Genomic DNA, 18,605 nt, shown 5'->3' with positions numbered 1-18,605 from the left:
CCATATTCGCGAATGTCCCTTACTCGTCGCTGTGGGGCAGATGTAGGGCAATGCCATCAAGGACCTGCCTCAGTCCGGTGTCGAACACTTCCTCCGCCGACATGATAGGCGCGTCGCGCACCAAAGTGACAAGGGCTGGAAAACGTCCGCTGGAAAGCAGGTTTTCGACGCTTCTGGCATTGGCGAACTGCCACGCCGCCTTGTCCAAACCGGTCCGCGCCTCGGCGCGTCGTTCTGCCATTTCAACCCGGAGCGCACCGATCGTATAAGCGGTCACCGTGCGCAATGCCTGCATTGCACTCTCGATTGGAAAATCCCCGAGCGCTGAGAGCACGTACTCCAGCTGGCTCATGACATGCGGGCCGTGATTGGGCCGCCCGCCCAGCAGATCGACCAGCCAGGGGTGAGCACACGCGGCGGCGCGGAGCCGCCGCGCCATGCCATCCAGTGCCGGTCGCCAGCCGCCCGCAAAGGGTTTGTCGACCATTTCAGCGTAGACCGCATCAACCATCAATTCCAGCAATTCGTCCTTGGTTCCCGCATAGCCATAAAGCCGCATCGCGCCCGTTTTGAGCATGGCAGCCACCTTGCGCAGTGAGACGCCTTCCAGGCCGTCCCGGTCGGCAAGGGATATGGCCGCGCGGACGATCGCCTCTCTTGAAATCGGCGCCGGCGCCGCGCGAGCGATGGGTTCCGGGCGGTCCCAGACGGAAGGAGGGGGAAAAGGAACATGTCGAGACATGAGCGATATTTTGAGATGAACCCCCTTGACGCGCAATACACCGCACGCACTTATACGGTGTATAATAAGACATAAGGGCACATCATGGCGCAAATTTCCGCCGCATCGGACGAATTTCACCGCCTTGTGGTGATCGGGGCGGGCGTAGCCGGCCGGCATTTCGCAACGGCCATGCTGACGGCCGGGCTGGACGTTCTGGTAATCGAAAGCGGGAAGCGTCCCGAAAAGGGTGAAGGCAGCATGTTTCCCGACGAGGCAATCCAGTGGAACCGGAGCGTCACCGGGCTGACATCCACGGACGATCGCGGCTGTCATCGCCTTGCCTTGTCCGATGGCACGGCGATAGTGGCGGGTGTCGTGGTTGGAGCCGACGGCCCGGACTCGGTTGTGCGACCGTTGATCGCAGCCCCATCCGCGACCTCGTGGACGACAGTGCCTGGTCTTGTCTTGATCGGTACCGCAGCGCATCCGAGCATCGATAGCCATGACATGACTGTGCGCGATGCTGACGAACTGGTGCGTGCCCTGTTGGAAACGCGTGATCCGTCTGCGGCTATCCCGACATATGAAGCGCGGCTGTTCCAACGGATAGCTGCCGCCACGTCGCCCAACCCGGTTCTGGTGGTTGGCGGCAGTCTGGTGGGGCTGTCGGCGGCGATGTTCCTGGCCTGGCAGAACGTGCCAGTGATCGTGGTAGAGAAACATGCGGGTTCGTCGCCCCACCCGCGTGCGATCGGCTATACGCCGCGCACGATGGAACTGTTTCGCGCAGTCGGGATCGGCGACAGGGTGCCCGAGGCACCTGCGGATTTCCGGCTGATCCGGGCTCGGGTGGCAAGCCTGGCGGAGGAATGGTTCGAGCAGTCATCGTGGTCGGACGGTGCGAAGGATAATGAAGCGGTCTATTCGCCCTGTCGTGGGGCGGCCATCGCACAGGACCGGCTTGAACCGATCCTGCGTGCCCGAGCAGTCGAACTCGGCGCGGATATTCGCACCTCTGTCGAACTGATCGACTTTACGCAGGACGCAACAGGGGTAAGTGCGACCGTCCGTCCGCGTGACGGTTCGGCGGTGTCTGTGATCCGTGCGTCGTATATGATCGCGGCGGACGGTGCGAAGAGCGCAGTTCGCGAGGCCCTTGGTATGTCCCGCAGCGGACGGGGTCCGATCCGCACCGTGCGCAGTGTGCTGTTTCGCGCGCCGCTGGAGGAGTATCTGGCGCGGGGCGTCACGCAGTTCGAGATCGATCAGCCGGATCTGAAAGCGTTTCTGACGACCTATCAGGACGGGCGCTGGGTCTTGATGTTCAAGGATCAAATCGAGCGGGACGAGGAAGCATTACAAGCCGCGATCCGCAAGGCGATCGGTCGCGATGATCTGCCGATCGAGATCATCACGACAGGCGTCTGGGAACTGGGAGCGCTGGTTGCGGACAGTTTTGCGTCGGGACGGGTATTTCTGGCCGGGGATTCCGCCCATGCCCTGCCGCCGACGCGTGGCGGCTATGGCGCCAATACCGGCATCGCGGATGCCCATAATCTGGCATGGAAGCTGGCCGCCGTGCTGGCAGGTCATGCCGATACCGCTTTGCTGGACACGTATGATGCCGAGCGACGTCCTGTGGCCTGGTGTCGTCACCAGCAGATCTTTGTCCGTCCCGATTATCGGCGCGATGCGGCGGGACATGCCGTCGACGAGCCCATGATCGATGACGACGCCATGGAGTTCGGAGCGCTCTATCGTTCCTCCGCGGTGATCGGAACGACCGACGCGTTGCCCGCCGCTCTGCGTCCCGATCAATGGGCCGGACAGCCGGGTACCCGCCTGCCGCATCTGTGGGTGATGCGCGAGAAGAGGCGTGTCTCGACGCTCGACCTGCTGGGCACGGGCTGGACGGTTTTGACGATGGATGCGGCATGGCCAGTGCCTGAGGGCGTTGCGCGTCTGCTGGCAGGTGTGGATTTCATTCCTGAAGACGTGGATACGTTGCGAAGCGCATTGGGGCTGGGACGAAGCGGGGCGATGCTGGTCCGTCCGGACGGGGTGATCGCCGTGCGCTTCGCCGATTTGCCGCAGGATCCTGCGACCGTACTGCGGATGGCGTTCGAGAGTGTATCGGCGGCATTATAGGGGGAACGATCATGCCGGCACTGGAAGAACGCATCCGTCGCCTCGAGGATCTGGAAGAGATCCGCACCCTGACTGCGCGCTATGCATTCCATATCAACAAGGGCTGGAATGGCAAATCGGTGCATGTCGATGCCATGTCGTCGATTTTTACGGAGGATGCGCGCTGGGAAAGTCTGGCGATGAAGCTGACGGTCGTGGGATTGGAGAACATCATGACGTCGCTGCAGGAGAAGACCGAACACACGGATTTCTCCATGCACAGCTATACCAACCCGATCCTGGAAGTGGATGGCGATGCGGCGACGGGCAACTGGTTGTTCTGGATTGCCAGCCGGCGCAATGGCGGTCCGCCTAACGAGGTGTTCATGAGCGAGGACATCAGCTATCGCCGCACAGTCGACGGATGGCGCATCGCTGCCGTCAATGTTCATTACGGCATGATGCTGAACGAGCAATCCGCGCCCGCTCGCGCTAGCTGAGCGCCGCGAACACGTTGGATTGCGCTTAACTCTTGCGGTTCAGCAGGCCACGTGTCCACAGTTCCAGCGTCTCTTCAATTCGCGCCCCGCCATTCATGAAATCCTGAATCATGGTGATCCAAGGAGTCAGAACTCATCATAAAATGCAACTGTAGGCTAATCCAGCATGGTGGGCCCGCCAGTTGGTGGCATTCCAATGCCCATTCGGATTTATAAGGTTTTCGAACAAGATATCACCGTCACCTTTCAGCGATGACCATCCTTCGCTCCTTGCGATTTATCCGGGCATATTGACTCGTTATTTAACTTGTTATACCCGGGTATAACTATGAAAAATATGAACAACGAAAAACTGGCAGCACGCTGCACCGCGTTCGTAGGGTCCAAGCAGGTTGCTGCTGGTACCTTGGTGGATGTAGCGCTCGCCCTCAATCCGGTCGTGAACGCCGCCCAGAACCCTGTCCTGATTTTTGAGGATGCAACAGGCAGTGTCATTGATGTCGAGTTGCATGGCACAACAACCGAACTGGTATCTCGCCTTTCCAGCTATGGAAAAATGTCAGATACACCCCCTGAAAAGCGGCCAGGACGTCCGAAAATGGGAGTGATTGCGCGCGAGATCACACTTCTGCCCCGACATTGGGACTGGCTGGCCCAGCAGCAGGGAGGGGCGTCTCAGACACTGCGTCGGCTGATTGACAAGGCACGCCAGGAAGATGGTGACGAGACAGTCATACGTCTTGCCCATGAGCGTACCTATCGTTTCATGTCTGCGCTGGCGGGCGATTACCCGCAATTTGAAGAGGCTTCACGTGCACTTTTTGCACGCGATTTCGAAAAGCTGGGGACAATTCTCGCGCTGTGGCCGGAAGACGTAAAAATCTATGTAATGAAGCTTCTTCAGGATCAACCAGCAGAAGTCTGCTTATAACAAATCAGGAAAATAATGGCGCGAAAAACGGACATCCCGAATTATAATGGTCCTGAAACTGATGAGAGCCTTACTGCCTTTGAGGACCATGGTATTGGGTATCTGTCACGTATTCGAGCCAATATACCGACTGTCCTTTTTCGTCGTTGGCCGCAATGGCGACATGCGACATGGCGCTTGTATTCGTCGCTCCATGCCAGTGCCTGACATTGGGGGCGATGACGACGACGTCCCCGGGCAGCATGTCGTACACCGGTCCGCCTTCAGCCTGGACCCACCCATGACCGGACATGACAACCAGCATCTGGCCATGGGGGTGTGTATGCCACCTTGTGCGCGTGCCGGGCTGGAAGCTCACCGTGGCACCGAGAAGACTGGCGCCTCCCGTGCCCTGGAATGGTGTGTTGAGCGCCGCGTGTCCTGTAAAATTGACCGCAGGGGCCAGTGTCGCCTTAGATGCGAGCCGGTAGACCCGGATTGGTGGTGCGTCTGTCTGCGTATCGGGGGACGGCGCTGCAAGCGCTTTCTGGGTAGCCGTCACGGCAGCCAGTGCTTTGGGCCAGCCCCGATAGAAGGCAAGCTGGGTCAGCGTCTCGGCAATCTGGGCGCGGGTCAGACCGTTTTCGATCCCACGCTGGATATGAAACCCAAGCTGATCGTCATCCCCGTCCGCAGCCAAGGCCGCGATGGTAATCAGACTCCGGTCACGGGGGGCCAGATCCGGGTGACGCCACAGGTCGCCGAACAGAACTTCATTCGTCAGGGTTGCAAGCTTGGGATCTGTCGGCCCGACATGGTCATTGACCAGTTTTTCCCTTGCCCCGTCAGAGGCGGGTACCGGCAGTAACGGCTTGTTCCCTGAGCTTGGGATCTCGACATGGATATGACGTTCGGCAAACACATGCTGCACGACATCCAGGGCCGACAGTGCATTCGGCCATCCGCAATAGAAGGCCAGGTGCGTGACAGTAGCGGTCAGGTCGGTCGGGTGAAGGCCGTTATCCAGTCCCCGTTGCACTTCCCGTTCAAGCTGCTGCCCGTTGCCGCTGGCAATCAGGATGGCGATCGTCACCAGACTACGATCACGGGGGGAGAGATCTGGCCGCTTCCAGATGTCCCCGGTAAGGACATGGTCAGTATAGCGCGCAAGTTCCGGAGTCAGCGTGTGCAGCGGGTCCTGGCTGTGCTGATCGGTTGGCTGTGCCATAGCGGCACGCGGTACGATCAACAGGAACAGTCCCGCTATCCAGCCTGTTTTCACTGCAGATACCTCACGACCGGAAAATCATAAAAACAAGAGTGCAATAAAAAGAGATGGGGCGGATTCCCCATCCAGACCCTCAGACCGTTTCCGGGAACGAGGCCATGTCGATAACGAACCGGTAATGGACGTCACCTTTTTCGAGCCGGACGAAAGCCTCGTTGATTTCGTCCATCCTGATCATCTCGCAGTCGGCGAGAATGTTTTTCCGACCACAGAAATCCAGAAGTTCCTGGGTCTGGGCGATGCCACCAATGATGGACCCGGCAAGCTGGCGGCGGCCGATCAGGAGCGGACTTGTATTGAATGCGGGTGTCGCACCGAGCTGACCGACCATGACGATTGCCCCATCAATATCGACAAGGGGAAAAAACTCGGAGACATCATGCTGCACCGGGATGGTGTCGATGATGAGGTCGAAACTGCCCGCAGCCTCTTTCATGGCCTGCTCGTCGGTCGAGACGAGGAACCTGTCCGCACCCAGAGCAAGGGCGGAATCCTCTTTCGATTTTGAACGGCTTATGACCGTAACATCCGCCCCCAGCCCCGCAGCCAGCTTGACTGCCATATGGCCCAGTCCGCCCAGACCGGCGACCCCAACCCGCGAACCAGGTCCTACATTGCGGAAGCGCAGTGGCGAATAGGTCGTAATGCCCGCGCACAGGATGGGAGCAACCCGCGAAAGATCGAGAGTTTCGGGAACGAAGAGAACGAAATCGTCACGGACGACGATATGCCGGGAGTAGCCCCCGAACGTCACCTCCTTCGTGACCCGGTCAACCCCGTTATAGGTCCACGTCGCGCCTTCCCGGCAATATTGCTCGTCACCCTGACGGCACTGGTCGCAGTGGCTGCAACTGTCCACCATGCATCCGACAGCCACCTTGTCGCCGACCCTGAAACGGGTCACGTCACTGCCGACATCCGTGACGCGGCCAACGATCTCGTGTCCCGGCACGGAGGGGTAGAGTGTGTTGCCCCAGTCATTGCGGGCCTGATGCAGATCGCTATGGCAGACGCCACAATACAGGATTTCAATGGCGACATCGTTGCTGCGAACATCGCGGCGATCAAAGGAGAACGGCTTCAGGGGAGCTTCGGCACTCTCGGCAAAAAAACCATGTGTCTTCATTGTCTGCATCCTTCTTTCAGGCCGTCTTGCGGCCTTCGACCGGATAGCCGGGGTCCGTATAACCGGGGGTGGACGCATGGCCGGGCCTGACCAGGCTGTCGATAAAGGCCTCGTCTTCGGGTGTCAGGGTGACATCGAGCGCCGCACAGTAGCTCTCCCAGTGCGCTTCCGTACGCGGGCCTGCGATCAGGGCGCTGACCAGCCTGTTTTTCAGTACCCACGCCAACGCGAAGGCGATGGGTGTCGTCCCTCGGTCTTTGGCATGGGACGCGATCTTCTGGGCGACCTCCAGTGATTCCGGACGCCATTCCGTCTGCATGATCCGCATGTCGCCCCGACCGGCGCGCGTATCCGCTGCCGGAGAGGAACCGGGAGCGTATTTGCCCGTCAGAACGCCGCGTGCCAGCGGGCTGTAGGGCACAACCCCCAGCCCATAAGCCGCTGCGGCCGGAAGCTGTTCGACTTCACAGGTACGATCCACGATGTTGTAGAGCGGCTGGCTGACGACAGGGCGTTCCATGCCGAGCGCGTCCGCGAGGCGAACGATCTCTGCGATCCGCCATCCCCGGAAATTGGACAGTCCATAATAGCGCACCTTCCCCTGGCGGATGAGGTCGCTTATGGCGCGGAGACCTTCTTCAAGGGGGGCATCGACCAGGGCGCGGTGGAAATAGAGAATGTCGACGTAGTCGGTGTTCAGGCGCTTCAGGCTGCCCTCGACGGTCTGCATGATCCACTTGCGGGACTGGCCCTGCTGGTTGGGGCCGGATCTGGGGCCGCCATATCCGAATTTGGTGGCAATCACCCAGTCGTCACGATGGGCGGCAACGGCCTTGCCAACAGCAACTTCCGATTTGCCGCCATGATACACGTCAGCGGTATCGACGAAATTGACCCCCTGTTCACAGGCACGATCAATGATACGCTGTGCTGTCTGCTCGTCCGTCTCACCACCAAACATCATGGCGCCGAGGCAGAGCGGGGAGACCTTCAGGGCACTTTGTCCGAGATAGCGATAGTCCATAGGGAATCTCTCTGTGTCTTTTAGCGATCGGATTGTTGAGCCGCATCGGCGTCAGCGAACACCTGGCGGGCGATGCTGAGCGCGGTCATGGCGGTCGGCCAGCCGGAATAGAAGGCGAGCTGCGTGATCACCGCGATGATCTCGTCCTTCGTCAGCCCGTTCTCCAGCGCCTTCTTCATATGGAAAGGCAGTTCGTTTTCCCGATAGAGGGAGATCAGGCTGGTGATCGTGACAAGGCTGCGGTCGCGGGACGACAGACCCGCTCCGGCCCAGACCTGCCCGAACAGGACCTTGTCAGAGATCTCTGCAAGCTCGGGAGCGATGTCCCCGAATGACTGGCGCGCGGCCGTAGGTTCGTCTGCCATCAATTGCTCTCCTTCGTCGTTTTGCAGAGCATGTATCCCGCCTGTATCGAGAGGCGCCGATTCAGCCCGCTCCGCGAAGCGCACCCGATAACCGATGGCAACGTAGACGCAATGGAATGCCCTGAAGATCGAACCAGCGACGGCGGACAACGATCAGGTCAGCCTCTCTCCTGCCAGATCACCATGCGCTTCAGAGGCACAGGTCGCAACCGAACGCGAGAGGCGGGTCCCGCTGCGCAGATGCTTTTGCAATGTCGGGAACAACATTGCCGAAACCAGAAATCCGGCTGTTTTCCGCGGAAAATTGTTCTATTTGACCTCGGAACCAAGGGCTATTGATGAATGAAAGTCATCGTTGCAATGAATTATTCGCGTCATGCAAGAGCATGTGTTGCTATGATGTCAGGCGATCGGCACGGGATTCACTTCATCTGGTTTGATTCTGATGGCGGGGAGACATTCTGAGTCGATCGTAAGTTACGAGGAACATTCATGCATATCATGCAGTTCGGCCGTTCGGATCTTGCCGATTTCACCTATTTTCTTGCCATTGCCCGGCATCGGAACTTCCGCAAGGCCGGGCTGGAACTGGGAATCAGCGCTTCGGCCCTCAGCCATGCTCTGAAGGGACTTGAAACCCGACTGGGTATCCGTCTCGTTCATCGAACCAACCGCAGCGTCACCCTGACGGCGGCGGGTGAAGAACTCTGCAATTCCATCACGGCGCCGTTCGCAGCCATCGGGCAGGCCGTCGAAGAACTGAACCGGTTTCGTGACAGCCCGATCGGACGTATTCGCCTCAATGTCGTCGCCGATGCGGCGCCCCTGCTGCTCGGCCCGGTCCTGCCTGTTTTCATGGACCGGTACCCGGATGTGGACGTGGAGATCACGTCGAGCAACCGGATGGTTGACGTCGTCAGGGACGGTTACGATGCCGGTATCCGATATGGCGGGACCGTCCCGCAGGACATGATTGTCCAGCGTCTGTCGGCGGATATCCGCTGGGTTGTCACGGGAGCCCCGGCCTATCTGGAACGTTTCGGAACACCAGAAACACCATATGACCTGAAGGATCATCGCTGCCTGCGCATAAGACTGGGCGATGAAAGCATCTATCAGTGGGAATTCCAGCGTGACGGCAAGGAATTCGCGGTGCATGTCCCCGGGACGGTCACGATTGATGAAAGTCAGACCGGCCTGTCTCTGGCACGAAACGGAGCGGGACTGTTTTTTGCGGCGGAACCGGTTCAGGCACAGCTTGTCTCCGAGGGGGCGGCCAGGATCGTTCTGGAGGACTGGTCAACCACCGGGCCGGGATATCATGTCTACTATTCCAGCCGCCAGCAGGTCCCATCGGGACTGAAACTCCTGATCGATCTGATTCGCGAGATGCGTCCGCTCGGCTTTTAAATGAAATATACTCATCGCCGCACTGGGGGATGCTCAACACCAAACGGGCAATCATTAGTTTAGGATAGAGCAGCAGCCAAATCCGCCTGTTGTTTCAGGTGGTTCCTGTTGGCCAGAAGAAGGCCGCCCCTGAACGGATGAAAACACGATGAATCCTTTCTATGATTTCAAGGGCCGGGTTGCCCTCGTTACCGGTGCCGCATCCGGTATGGGACTGGCGACCGCCCAGGCTTTTGCGCAGTCCGGCGCCGCCGTCGTGCTCGCCGACGTCAATGCAGACGGCGTGAAGCGCGCCGCAGATGACCTGATCGCCGCAGGCCACAAAGCGCTGGGGATCATCTGCGACGTCGCCGATGAAGATCAGGTGGCCTCCATGGTCGCGCAGACCGTTGCCGCGTTCGGCCGTCTCGACATGGCGTTCAACAATGCCGGTATTCAGGTGCCTCCCTGTGATGCAGCCGATGAGCCGGCGGCGAGTTTCGATCTGGTCAACGCGGTCAATCTGCGCGGTGTCTGGGCCTGCATGAAGCATGAACTGGCTCAGATGCGTCAGCAGGGGAGCGGCGCGATCGTCAACTGTTCCTCGCTTGGCGGTCTTGTCGGTCTGCCCTGCCGTGCTGCGTATCATGCGTCCAAGCACGGGGTGATCGGGCTGACCAAGAGTGCGGCGATGGAATACGCGCCGCGTGGCGTGCGGATCAATGCGATCTGTCCTGGAACGATCGACACGCCGATGGTGTCTGACATGCTGGTCGAGCAGGCCGATGCCATCAAGGAAATCCTAAAGGAACAGCCCATCGGGCGTCTGGGTCGTTCCGACGAGATCGCATCCGCCGTGCTGTGGCTGTGCAGTCCCGGTGCGAGCTTTGTCCTGGGCGTGGCATTGCCCGTCGACGGGGGCTTTACGGCTCACTGATTGGGACAGACACGTTGATAACCGCAATCAGGGCATGACCGGTATGGACCCGGGCAGTGCTGTCCGGCAGCCCGGACATGTTCTGGCCATTCTGGGTCTTCTGATGGGGTTCGCGTCGATCTCGACCGATCTCTACCTGCCCGCCATGCCGGACATCAGAACGTCCCTGGGCACAACCAGCGGCATGGTGGAACTGACCGTGTCCGGCTATCTGGTCGGGTTCAGTCTGGGGCAGCTTGCGTGGGGGCCGATCAGCGACAGGCTCGGTCGCCGTCTTCCGATCAGCGTGGGACTGACCCTTTTTATCCTCGGCTCGGCAGGTTGTGCGCTCGCGGAAAGCATTGGTGTCATGCTCGGCTGCCGGATCGTCCAGGCGGCAGGCGCCTGCGCGAGCGTCGTGCTCTCGCGTGCCATGGTCCGGGACCTCTACCACGGTGATCGGGCTGCACGCATGATGTCGACCCTCATGACCGTGATGGCGGTAGCGCCCCTAACCGGGCCGCTGGTGGGCGGCCAGATTCTGCGCCTCGCCGACTGGCGCGGGATCTTCTGGACGCTCGTCGTCATCGGCCTTGCGGCTCTGCTTGCCGTTTGGACACTGCCCGAAACCCTGCCGTCCGGGCGGCGGGTTCGAGGCTCTTTCCTGCGGGTCCTTTCCGGGTATGGCGCGTTGCTTCTCGATCGGCGCCTTATGGGGACAGCCGGAGCCGGCGCGCTGATCTATGGCGGCAGCTTTGCATATGTAGCGGGCAGTCCGTTTGTCTATATTTCGTACTATCATGTCGGGCCGCAATTTTACGGATTCCTGTTCGGAGCGGGAATCGTCGGCATGATGTGCGCCAACCTGCTCAATGGGCGCCTGGTGACACGATATGGTGCCCGGCAGATGCTGCGCTGTGGCTCCTGCCTCGCCGCATTCTCCGGCGGCCTTCTGGCTTTCGATGCCTGGACGGGCTGGTGGGGGATATGGGGAGTGTTTGTTCCGGTATTTTTCTTCGTGTCATCCAGCGGATTTATCTTTGCCAATTCCATCACCCTTGCGATGGAAGACTTTTCGCGATCCGCCGGGACAGTCGCGGGCCTTGTCGGCGCGCTGCAATATGGCTGCGGCATGCTGGCTGCGGCTCTGGTCAGCGCATGTGCCGACGGAACACCATGGCCCATGGGATGGGTAATTGGGCTGGCGGCGACCGGCAGCCTGTTCTGTGCCTGTCTCCACCGGGGTAGTCATCAGAGAATGCGCAGGTGAATATCCTCTGCTTCTTTGGATAGCCTGGATCATTCCGTGCGTGGCAGGACTTTGACCGTCGCATTCCTTGGGCCACCAGCAATCATGGGAGGAAGATACTGGCTGGCGTGGTATTTTGCACGATAGGCCGCATCCACGGCATCAAGGACAGCAGGGTCGGCCGCTTCGAATCTGACCCCGAAGACCCGGCCATTCAGAACAATTTCCCCGGCTCCCTGCTTTATGGCAGCCCGGTACCAACTGGAACGCGCCCCGCTATAAGGACGCACATAAAGTGCATCGCCCACACGCACCGCCCAGATATAGGTCGGGGTTCCCGGTGTTCTGCCATCTTCCCTGAATGGTGCGATCCGAATGCCATCTTCCTGATCGATGATCTCAAGGTCGGCCCTGTTCCACATACCACACTCCTTTTCCTGTCGATGTCTCTTCGTCCCCCGCAGCGAGGCGAGACGGTCGAAATCAGGAGGCAGATGGCCATCAGGCTATCTGCCGTTATCGGGAAGGGCGAAGGCCACGACGTAATCGCCCATTTTCCTGCTGGCCTCGGTACCGCCGGCGGCAATGACCACGAACTGGCGTCCGCTATGCGCCGAGACATAGGTCATCGGCGTGGTCTCCGCCCCGACCGGCAGACGGCCCTTCCAAAGTTCCCGGCCTGTCCGCACGTCCATGGCGCGCAGGTAGAAATCCTGCGTTCCCGCCATGAAGATGAGACCGCTCCCGGTCGTGACCGGACCGCCCCGTGTCGGCATGCCGATCGGGATTGGCAGATGGGTCGGCAGATCAAAGGGACCGAGATCCTGAACCGTGCCCATCGGAATTTGCCAGGCGATCTTCCGCGTTGCGAGGTCGATAGCGGTCAGTGTGCCATAGGGCGGCGCCTGACACGGAATACCCAGCGGCGAGACGAAAGCCCCCTGCACGACACCCCACGGTGTGCCGGCCTGGGCGGCTCCCGTTCCTTCGGCGTCCGGGCCATGATGGGCGGCATCATAAAGGGCACGGGGAATCAGGCGTGTGGTAACACCCATGCGGATGTCATTGACGATCAGGTACCCCAGATTTTCCGCGATTGAGACAGATCCCCAGTTCATGCCCCCGAACCAGCCAGGGAAATGAATGGCTGTCCGGTCTCCGGGTGGTGTGAAATCACCTTCGTAATGCGCTCTGCGGAAGTTGATGCGGCACATCATCTGATCGAGCGGCGTTATCCCCCACATGCGATGTTCGTCCAGCGGCCGGGTGCCGATCGCCGGCATTCCCACCGAGTAGGGCTGCGTCGGCGCGGCATGGTCATCAGCCATCGTGTCGTGCGGCACTGAACGCTCCTGAACGTCAGCCACAGGCTTGCCGGTACGCCGGTCAAGCATGAAGATCTGCCCACGCTTGGTGGTCTGGATGAGTGCGGGAATGGTGCCGCCTCGCCCATCGGGGACATTATACAGGGCTGGCTGCGAGGGAACGTCGTAGTCCCACAGGTCGTGATGAACCGTCTGGAAGCGCCACCGCTCCTGGCCGGTCGCAATATCGAGGGCTACGATGGAGGACGAATACCGTTCGTCAGCGGCACTCCGATGCGCGCCCCAGAAGTCAGGAGTCGCGTTCCCGGTGGGCAGATACACGAGACCCAGAGCCTCATCATAGGCTGGCGTCGACCAGACGTTGGGTGTCCCGCGCGTGTAAGTTTGTCCCTGTGGGGGCAGGCCAGAATAGGCCGGATCTCCGAGATCCCAGGCCCAGACGAGGGCTCCGGTCTGCACGTTGAAGGCACGGACAACCCCGGAAGGCTCTCCGACTTCGGCATTGTCCCAGACCAGTCCGCCTACGATCACCAGGTCATGCACGATGGTCGGAGCGGCAGTCGGAAAATAGAAGCCGGGTTTGATTGGCCCCATACCGGTACGCAGGCTGACGACGCCATGATCGCCGAAATCGGTGCAGGGCTGACCCGAATTCGCATCCACCGCGATCATGCGGTCATCGACCGTGGTCGAGATGATCCGTCGCGTGCAGAGAGTCGCAGGCGAGCCCGGCAGAGCGGGCAGCGCGCTACGATCGTTCAGGAATGCATCGTGATATCCGACCCCTCGGCAGCGCGGGCGCAGGTTGCCGTGAGCGTGTGGATCAAAGCGCCACCGCTCCTGGCCTGTGTCCGGATCAAGCGCGAAGATGACGTTCGACTGGGTACATCCGTATAGCATCCCGTTCACAGCGAGCGGCGTGACGACAAAACCTTCCGGGCCAGTGGGTATTTCACCGGTTCGGTATGTCCACGCCACCCGCAGGTGCGCAACATTCCGGGGGGTGATCTGCTCCAGCGGCGCGAAACGTGTTCCGGAAGGTGTACGGCCCCATTGAGACCAGTCAGCCTGAGCGTCTGCCCCCACGGGAATGCCGGGCCTGGGATGCGGGAGATTTTCCGCAACAACTAGCGGGCGGGGCTGAAAAGCCTCATAGCCGGTCATCCCGAGAGCAAGCAGAATGAAAGCAGCACTCCCATATGCCGCCCTTTTTGAGATCTGGCCTGTCCCGATCTTGATGGCCGGACAGGTAAGGAGGACCGGTACGGCGAGAACCGCGGGTGCGAACAGCCGCGAGAACAGCGGCCAAAAGTTCAATCCCGCATCCCACACGGACCAGACGACGGTCGCCCCGAGAATAGCCAGATAGAGGGCCGCTCCGGCCGGATGTTTCCGGGCAATCGATACGCCTGAGCCAATGAGACCCAGACCCGCGAGAGCAAAGTACCATGAGCCGCCCAGGCTAATCAGGTAGACGCCCCCCAACGCCATGAAGATGCCGATCGCGAGGATCAGGAGGCCGAGGCTGATGCAAGATAGGGTTTTCAGGCGCTGGGATAGTGACTGAGACATGGGGCCGCCCCTCTGGTGCCCCTGTAGTGCATGAGCTCGTGCCAGGTCGGCCTGCCTGAGACGGAACAAGGGGGTATGATTGGTTGGTAGCAAACCTTAGCAGTCGGGGGAGCAAGGTGCCTATTGTGTCATACTCATCATTGCAGTGATAAATATTCACCGGAATGGCTATGGCTGAATTTTGATGAAGTTTCGTCAGGATGAACAAACTTCGTTATGTACGCTTCATGCCACGGCCTCTGATTTCCTGCCGGAATATGTCTTTCATTACAAGTATCCAATCGTGCAGACAGCAATATACTCGCGGGTCAAAAGCCGTTTCTCCACGTTGGGGGGAAATGAAGCATCCAGATCAACAACAGGGCTGTAAACCGGTCAAAAACCGTCCCGAGTGTACCGAAGTAAGGAACGTCAACTATTTCTTGTTTATAGCTCAAACCACACATTCTGCTTCCCCCCATTGCCGTCGTTTCCTGCCGGGAAAATGCTGCGGATTGGGTGGGTCTGGGGCCTTCAGAGTCAGAGGGCTGCGCGGATTTCGTGACGGGTTGAGAGGGTGGGAGGGAGTCTCCTGTCCGCCCGTCATGGAGTTTTTCGTCATGGCGACCGCTGTACCCAAAATTACGTTGAGTTCCTCTCGCGACATCCCGTTCAACCGGCTGGTGCTGTCCCAGTCCAACGTGCGGCGTGTGAAATCCGGCCTGTCGATCGAGGAACTGGCCCGCGATATCGAGCGCCGCGGGCTGCTGCAGAGCCTGAACGTGCGGCCCGTTCTTGACGGCGAAGGGGCAGAAACCGGGTCATACGAAGTGCCGGCCGGGGGCCGCCGGTTCCGCGCTCTCGAACTGCTGGTGAAGCAGAAGAAACTGGCGAAGACGGCCCCGGTGCCCTGTGTCGTGCGCGAGGCCGGCTCGACCATTCTCGCCGAGGATGATTCCCTGGCTGAGAACGTGCAGCGCGTGGCCCTGCATCCGCTGGACCAGTTTCGCGCCTTTCGTGACATGCTGGAGAAGGGCATGTCCGAGGAGGAAATCGCTGCAGCGTTCTTTGTCGCACCGGCCGTGGTCAAACAGCGCCTGCGGCTGATGACGGTGTCCGACAAACTGCTTGAGATCTACGAGCAGGACGGCATGAAGCTGGAACAGTTGATGGCCTTTTCCATCAGTGATGATCATGCCCGTCAGGAACAGGTCTGGGACATCGTGGCCCAGAGCCATAACCGTGAACCCTATGTCATCCGCCGCATGCTGACGGAAAAGACCGTGCGGGCCTCGGATCGTCGCGTGCGCTTCGTCGGGCTGGACACCTATCTCGCGGCCGGTGGTCCTATCATGCGCGACCTGTTCGAAGCCGATGACGGCGGCTGGCTGCAGGATCCGGCCATTCTGGACCGGCTGGTCATGGAAAAGTTGCAGGAGGGGGCTGAACAGGTCTGCGCCGAGGGTTGGAAGTGGGTCGAAACCGCCCTGTCATTCCCATGGGGCCACACACGGCAGTTCGTCGAGATCGATGGCACGGAAGTGCCCCTGACCGATGAAGAGACAGCCCGTCTTGAAGCCCTGCGTGCCGAGCAGGAAGCCATCGAGGCTGAATACGCCCAGGCCGATGAATACCCTGATGAGGTGGATGCACAGCTGGGCGAGATCGAACAGGCCATTCTTGCCCTGGAAGCCCGTCCCCTCGCATTCGATCCCGCTGACATGGCGCGGGCGGGGGCCTTCGTCAGCCTTGCCAGCGATGGCACGCTGCAGGTGGAGCGGGGCTTCGTCCTACCCGAGGACATGCCGACTGAGCCGGAAGAGACCGATGATGCGGGCAGCGCCGATGAATACGATCGCCCCGCATATGATGGGCAGCACCATGATAGCACAGGCCATGGTTATCAGGAGGGCGATAGCATTGCTCCAGACGTCGAACCCGAGGAAGAAGACGGGATCAGACCGCTTCCCGACCGGCTTCTCACCGAACTGACGGCCTGGCGCACGCTGGCCCTGCGGGACGCGTTTGCCAGCAACCCGCACATCGCCCTGACGGAACTGCTGCACACCTTGGTGCGCGATGTTTATTGGCAGATACCGGGTGCGGATTGCTTGGAAGCCTATGTCCGCGAAATCTCCCTGCCCGTCCATTCGCCCGACATGCCGGGTAGCCTGCCGGCTCATGCGCTGCGCCAGCGCAACGAGGGCTGGAAGCACGATCTGCCCGAGGACGAGGATGCGCTGTGGCGATGGATTGACGGGCTGGATGATCCCAGCCGCATGGCGTTGCTGGCCCACTGCCTGTCCTTCGGAATCAATGCGCTTTACGAGCGCATGCCCGCCTATGGCGCGGTGTCCCAGCGCAGCGTCACCGAGCGCCTCAAGAGGGCCGATCGACTGGCATCGGCCCTCAGCCTCGATCTGGTCGAGGCAGGCTGGCAGCCGACCGTCGAGAACTATTTCGGCCGGGTGACCAAGGCGCGCATCCTGCAGGCCGTGCGCGAAGCACGCGGTGACGAGGCGGCTGACCGCCTTGCCCACCTGAAGAAGCCCGACATGGCCCGCGAGGCCGAGCGGCTGCTCGATGGTTCGGGCTGGCTGCCCGAGGCGTTGCGCACGGCAGGAGGTGCAGAGCAGGTGCCGGTTGAAACGGCAACGGTGGACGAGGGTATGGAGGCTATCGCCGCCGAGTAGCCTTTATGAGGTCTGGAACTTTGAGACAGCGGCTTCCGGTGCCCGGAAGCCGCTTTTTTCATGTCCGGCGCCCCGGAAAGAGGGAGAGGGCGGCTTCGCCTCTGGTGCCGAATAACCGGCATCAGAGGAGAGTTTTCCATGACCACAACCACCATCCTGCCCCCTGCGTCCCGCGGTGCAGCTTCCGGCGGCTTCCGGATTGATCCCTCCCGCGGCGAACGCAGCGCCCGCGTCTCGTCCGAATGGTTCTCGCGCCCCGATGACGAGCGCTACCTGTCGCTGTCCGATCTGCACGCCGCGACCTTGGCGCGTGCGGATCGGGCCACGGCCCGCACCGTGGAGAGCCGCGCCATTCGCGTCGAGGCGTCCCGCGACAATGCCGAGCGCCTGACCCTGACCGTGCCAGGACAGAATGACCCGATCGCACCCACCCACTGGTCCTTTGGCCAGATGTGCAGCCTGGTCGGCGCGCCATCGTCATACCTGCGCAATCTCCCGGCCCCACTGGCGGCGATCAACCTGCAGCACGGGCTGCTGTCGCACCGCGTCGAACTGGTGAAAACTCTGGAGACCGAAGACGGTCGGGTGGAACTGCGCGCCGTGACCGGCCCCGATTACGGCCGCATCTGGGACCATGAACTGGTCGGCGCGGTGCGCAAGATCGCCGGCGACGGCACTGGCGATACCAACTGGAAGGTGCCGGGCGTGATCGACTGGGCCTCCATGACCCATAATCCCTATGTCGACATCACCAAGGAAACTACCACGCTCTACGCATCGGATCGCGATGTCTTCCTGTTTCTGGTCGACGACACGCATCCGATCGAGGCGGGACGCCTTCCCAACGGCGACCCCGATCTCTATTTTCGGGGCTTCTACGCCTGGAACTCGGAAGTCGGCAGCAAGAGCCTCGGCATAGCGTCATTCTATCTGCGCGGAGTGTGTCAAAATAGGATGCTCTGGGGCGTGGAAAATTTCGAACAGATCACGATCCGGCATAGCAAGTTCGCAGCATCCCGTTTCGTGCATCAGGCGACACCAGCCCTGCGGAATTTCGCCACGGCCAGTCCGGCCTCGTTCGTCTCCGGCATTCAGGCCTCGCGCAAGGCGCTGGTTGCCAGAACCGATGATGATCGGGAAAGTTTCCTGCGTCGGCGTGGGTTCTCCAAACCGGAAACCACGAAGATCATCGAAACGGTTTTGAACGAGGAAGGCCGCAAGCCCGAGAGCGTGTTCGACTTCGTGCAGGGGATCACGGCGCTGGCGCGGACAAAGACCAACCAGGACACACGGCTGGATCTGGAGGGCAGGGCACGCAGGCTGATGGAGAAGGTCGGATGAACGCGCCCGTCATCAGAAACCGGCATGATGGGGAAGGGGCGGCGGACAGGGTCCGCCGCCTTTTGCCTGTCGGCAGG

15 protein-coding genes are annotated in these 18,605 nt (G+C 60.6%); 8 read left to right on the top strand and 7 right to left on the bottom strand.

Annotated elements, in window-relative coordinates; genetic code table 11:
* Positions 1-19: 19 nt before the first annotated feature.
* Positions 20-778, bottom strand: a complete 759-nt coding sequence (locus tag LDL32_RS09220; RefSeq protein ID WP_233066159.1) for a TetR/AcrR family transcriptional regulator — start codon at positions 776-778, stop codon at positions 20-22.
* Between the two features lie 48 nt (positions 779-826).
* On the opposite strand from LDL32_RS09220, the gene LDL32_RS09215 reads away from it, so the two are divergent.
* From LDL32_RS09215 to LDL32_RS09205, 3 genes are all read left to right on the top strand, one after another.
* Positions 827-2,872, top strand: a complete 2,046-nt coding sequence (locus tag LDL32_RS09215) for an FAD-dependent monooxygenase (RefSeq protein ID WP_233066157.1) — start codon at positions 827-829, stop codon at positions 2,870-2,872.
* An 11-nt stretch (positions 2,873-2,883) separates the two neighbouring features.
* Positions 2,884-3,351 (top strand): nuclear transport factor 2 family protein, encoded by a 468-nt coding sequence (locus LDL32_RS09210; protein ID WP_233066154.1) that lies wholly within the window; start codon positions 2,884-2,886, stop codon positions 3,349-3,351.
* A gap of 328 nt (positions 3,352-3,679) precedes the next feature.
* Positions 3,680-4,282, top strand: a complete 603-nt coding sequence (locus tag LDL32_RS09205; RefSeq protein ID WP_233066152.1) for a DUF2239 family protein — start codon at positions 3,680-3,682, stop codon at positions 4,280-4,282.
* A 70-nt stretch (positions 4,283-4,352) separates the two neighbouring features.
* Here LDL32_RS09205 and LDL32_RS09200 read toward each other — a convergent pair whose 3' ends face one another.
* The 4 genes from LDL32_RS09200 to LDL32_RS09185 all read right to left on the bottom strand — a co-directional run bounded on the left by LDL32_RS09200 (position 4,353) and on the right by LDL32_RS09185 (position 8,064).
* Complete coding sequence (locus tag LDL32_RS09200) at positions 4,353-5,543, bottom strand: carboxymuconolactone decarboxylase family protein (RefSeq protein WP_233066150.1); 1,191 nt, start codon at positions 5,541-5,543, stop codon at positions 4,353-4,355.
* A gap of 79 nt (positions 5,544-5,622) precedes the next feature.
* On the bottom strand, positions 5,623-6,675 hold the full coding sequence (locus tag LDL32_RS09195) for an NAD(P)-dependent alcohol dehydrogenase (RefSeq protein ID WP_233066147.1): 1,053 nt from the start codon (positions 6,673-6,675) through the stop codon (positions 5,623-5,625).
* A 16-nt stretch (positions 6,676-6,691) separates the two neighbouring features.
* The gene (locus tag LDL32_RS09190) at positions 6,692-7,699 is read right to left on the bottom strand and encodes an aldo/keto reductase (protein ID WP_233066145.1); all 1,008 of its coding nucleotides are present in this window, start codon (positions 7,697-7,699) and stop codon (positions 6,692-6,694) included.
* Positions 7,700-7,719: 20 nt separating this feature from the next.
* Positions 7,720-8,064, bottom strand: coding sequence for a carboxymuconolactone decarboxylase family protein (locus LDL32_RS09185; RefSeq protein ID WP_233066143.1), 345 nt, complete (start codon positions 8,062-8,064; stop codon positions 7,720-7,722).
* Positions 8,065-8,556: 492 nt separating this feature from the next.
* Between LDL32_RS09185 and LDL32_RS09180 the strand changes: the two genes are divergently transcribed.
* The 3 genes from LDL32_RS09180 (at position 8,557) to LDL32_RS09170 (ending at position 11,639) form a co-directional block, all read left to right on the top strand.
* Complete coding sequence (locus LDL32_RS09180; RefSeq protein WP_233066141.1) at positions 8,557-9,474, top strand: LysR family transcriptional regulator; 918 nt, start codon at positions 8,557-8,559, stop codon at positions 9,472-9,474.
* A 148-nt stretch (positions 9,475-9,622) separates the two neighbouring features.
* Positions 9,623-10,390 carry an SDR family NAD(P)-dependent oxidoreductase gene (locus tag LDL32_RS09175; RefSeq protein WP_217420331.1) on the top strand — a complete coding sequence of 256 codons (768 nt, stop codon included), beginning with the start codon at positions 9,623-9,625 and terminating at the stop codon, positions 10,388-10,390.
* A gap of 34 nt (positions 10,391-10,424) precedes the next feature.
* A complete protein-coding gene (locus tag LDL32_RS09170) occupies positions 10,425-11,639 on the top strand; it encodes a multidrug effflux MFS transporter (protein ID WP_233066139.1) in 1,215 nt (404 codons plus the stop codon).
* A 29-nt stretch (positions 11,640-11,668) separates the two neighbouring features.
* Here the strand turns inward: LDL32_RS09170 and LDL32_RS09165 are convergent, their stop codons facing one another.
* Together LDL32_RS09165 and LDL32_RS09160 are read right to left on the bottom strand one after the other, a co-directional pair.
* Positions 11,669-12,040 (bottom strand): DUF2255 family protein, encoded by a 372-nt coding sequence (locus LDL32_RS09165; protein ID WP_233066137.1) that lies wholly within the window; start codon positions 12,038-12,040, stop codon positions 11,669-11,671.
* Positions 12,041-12,124: 84 nt separating this feature from the next.
* On the bottom strand, positions 12,125-14,515 hold the full coding sequence (locus LDL32_RS09160) for a membrane-bound PQQ-dependent dehydrogenase, glucose/quinate/shikimate family (RefSeq protein ID WP_233066135.1): 2,391 nt from the start codon (positions 14,513-14,515) through the stop codon (positions 12,125-12,127).
* A gap of 599 nt (positions 14,516-15,114) precedes the next feature.
* Between LDL32_RS09160 and LDL32_RS09155 the strand changes: the two genes are divergently transcribed.
* The gene (locus LDL32_RS09155; RefSeq protein ID WP_233066133.1) at positions 15,115-17,187 is read left to right on the top strand and encodes a ParB/RepB/Spo0J family partition protein; all 2,073 of its coding nucleotides are present in this window, start codon (positions 15,115-15,117) and stop codon (positions 17,185-17,187) included.
* 138 nt (positions 17,188-17,325) lie between these two features.
* The gene (locus tag LDL32_RS09150; RefSeq protein WP_233066131.1) at positions 17,326-18,528 is read left to right on the top strand and encodes a DUF932 domain-containing protein; all 1,203 of its coding nucleotides are present in this window, start codon (positions 17,326-17,328) and stop codon (positions 18,526-18,528) included.
* Positions 18,529-18,605: the final 77 nt, after the last annotated feature.

It is taken from the genome of Komagataeibacter sp. FNDCF1, assembly GCF_021295335.1.
Lineage (GTDB): Bacteria > Pseudomonadota > Alphaproteobacteria > Acetobacterales > Acetobacteraceae > Komagataeibacter.
The sequence above is the reverse complement of the archived record's forward strand: the minus strand, read 5'-3'. Positions and strand labels throughout refer to the sequence as shown.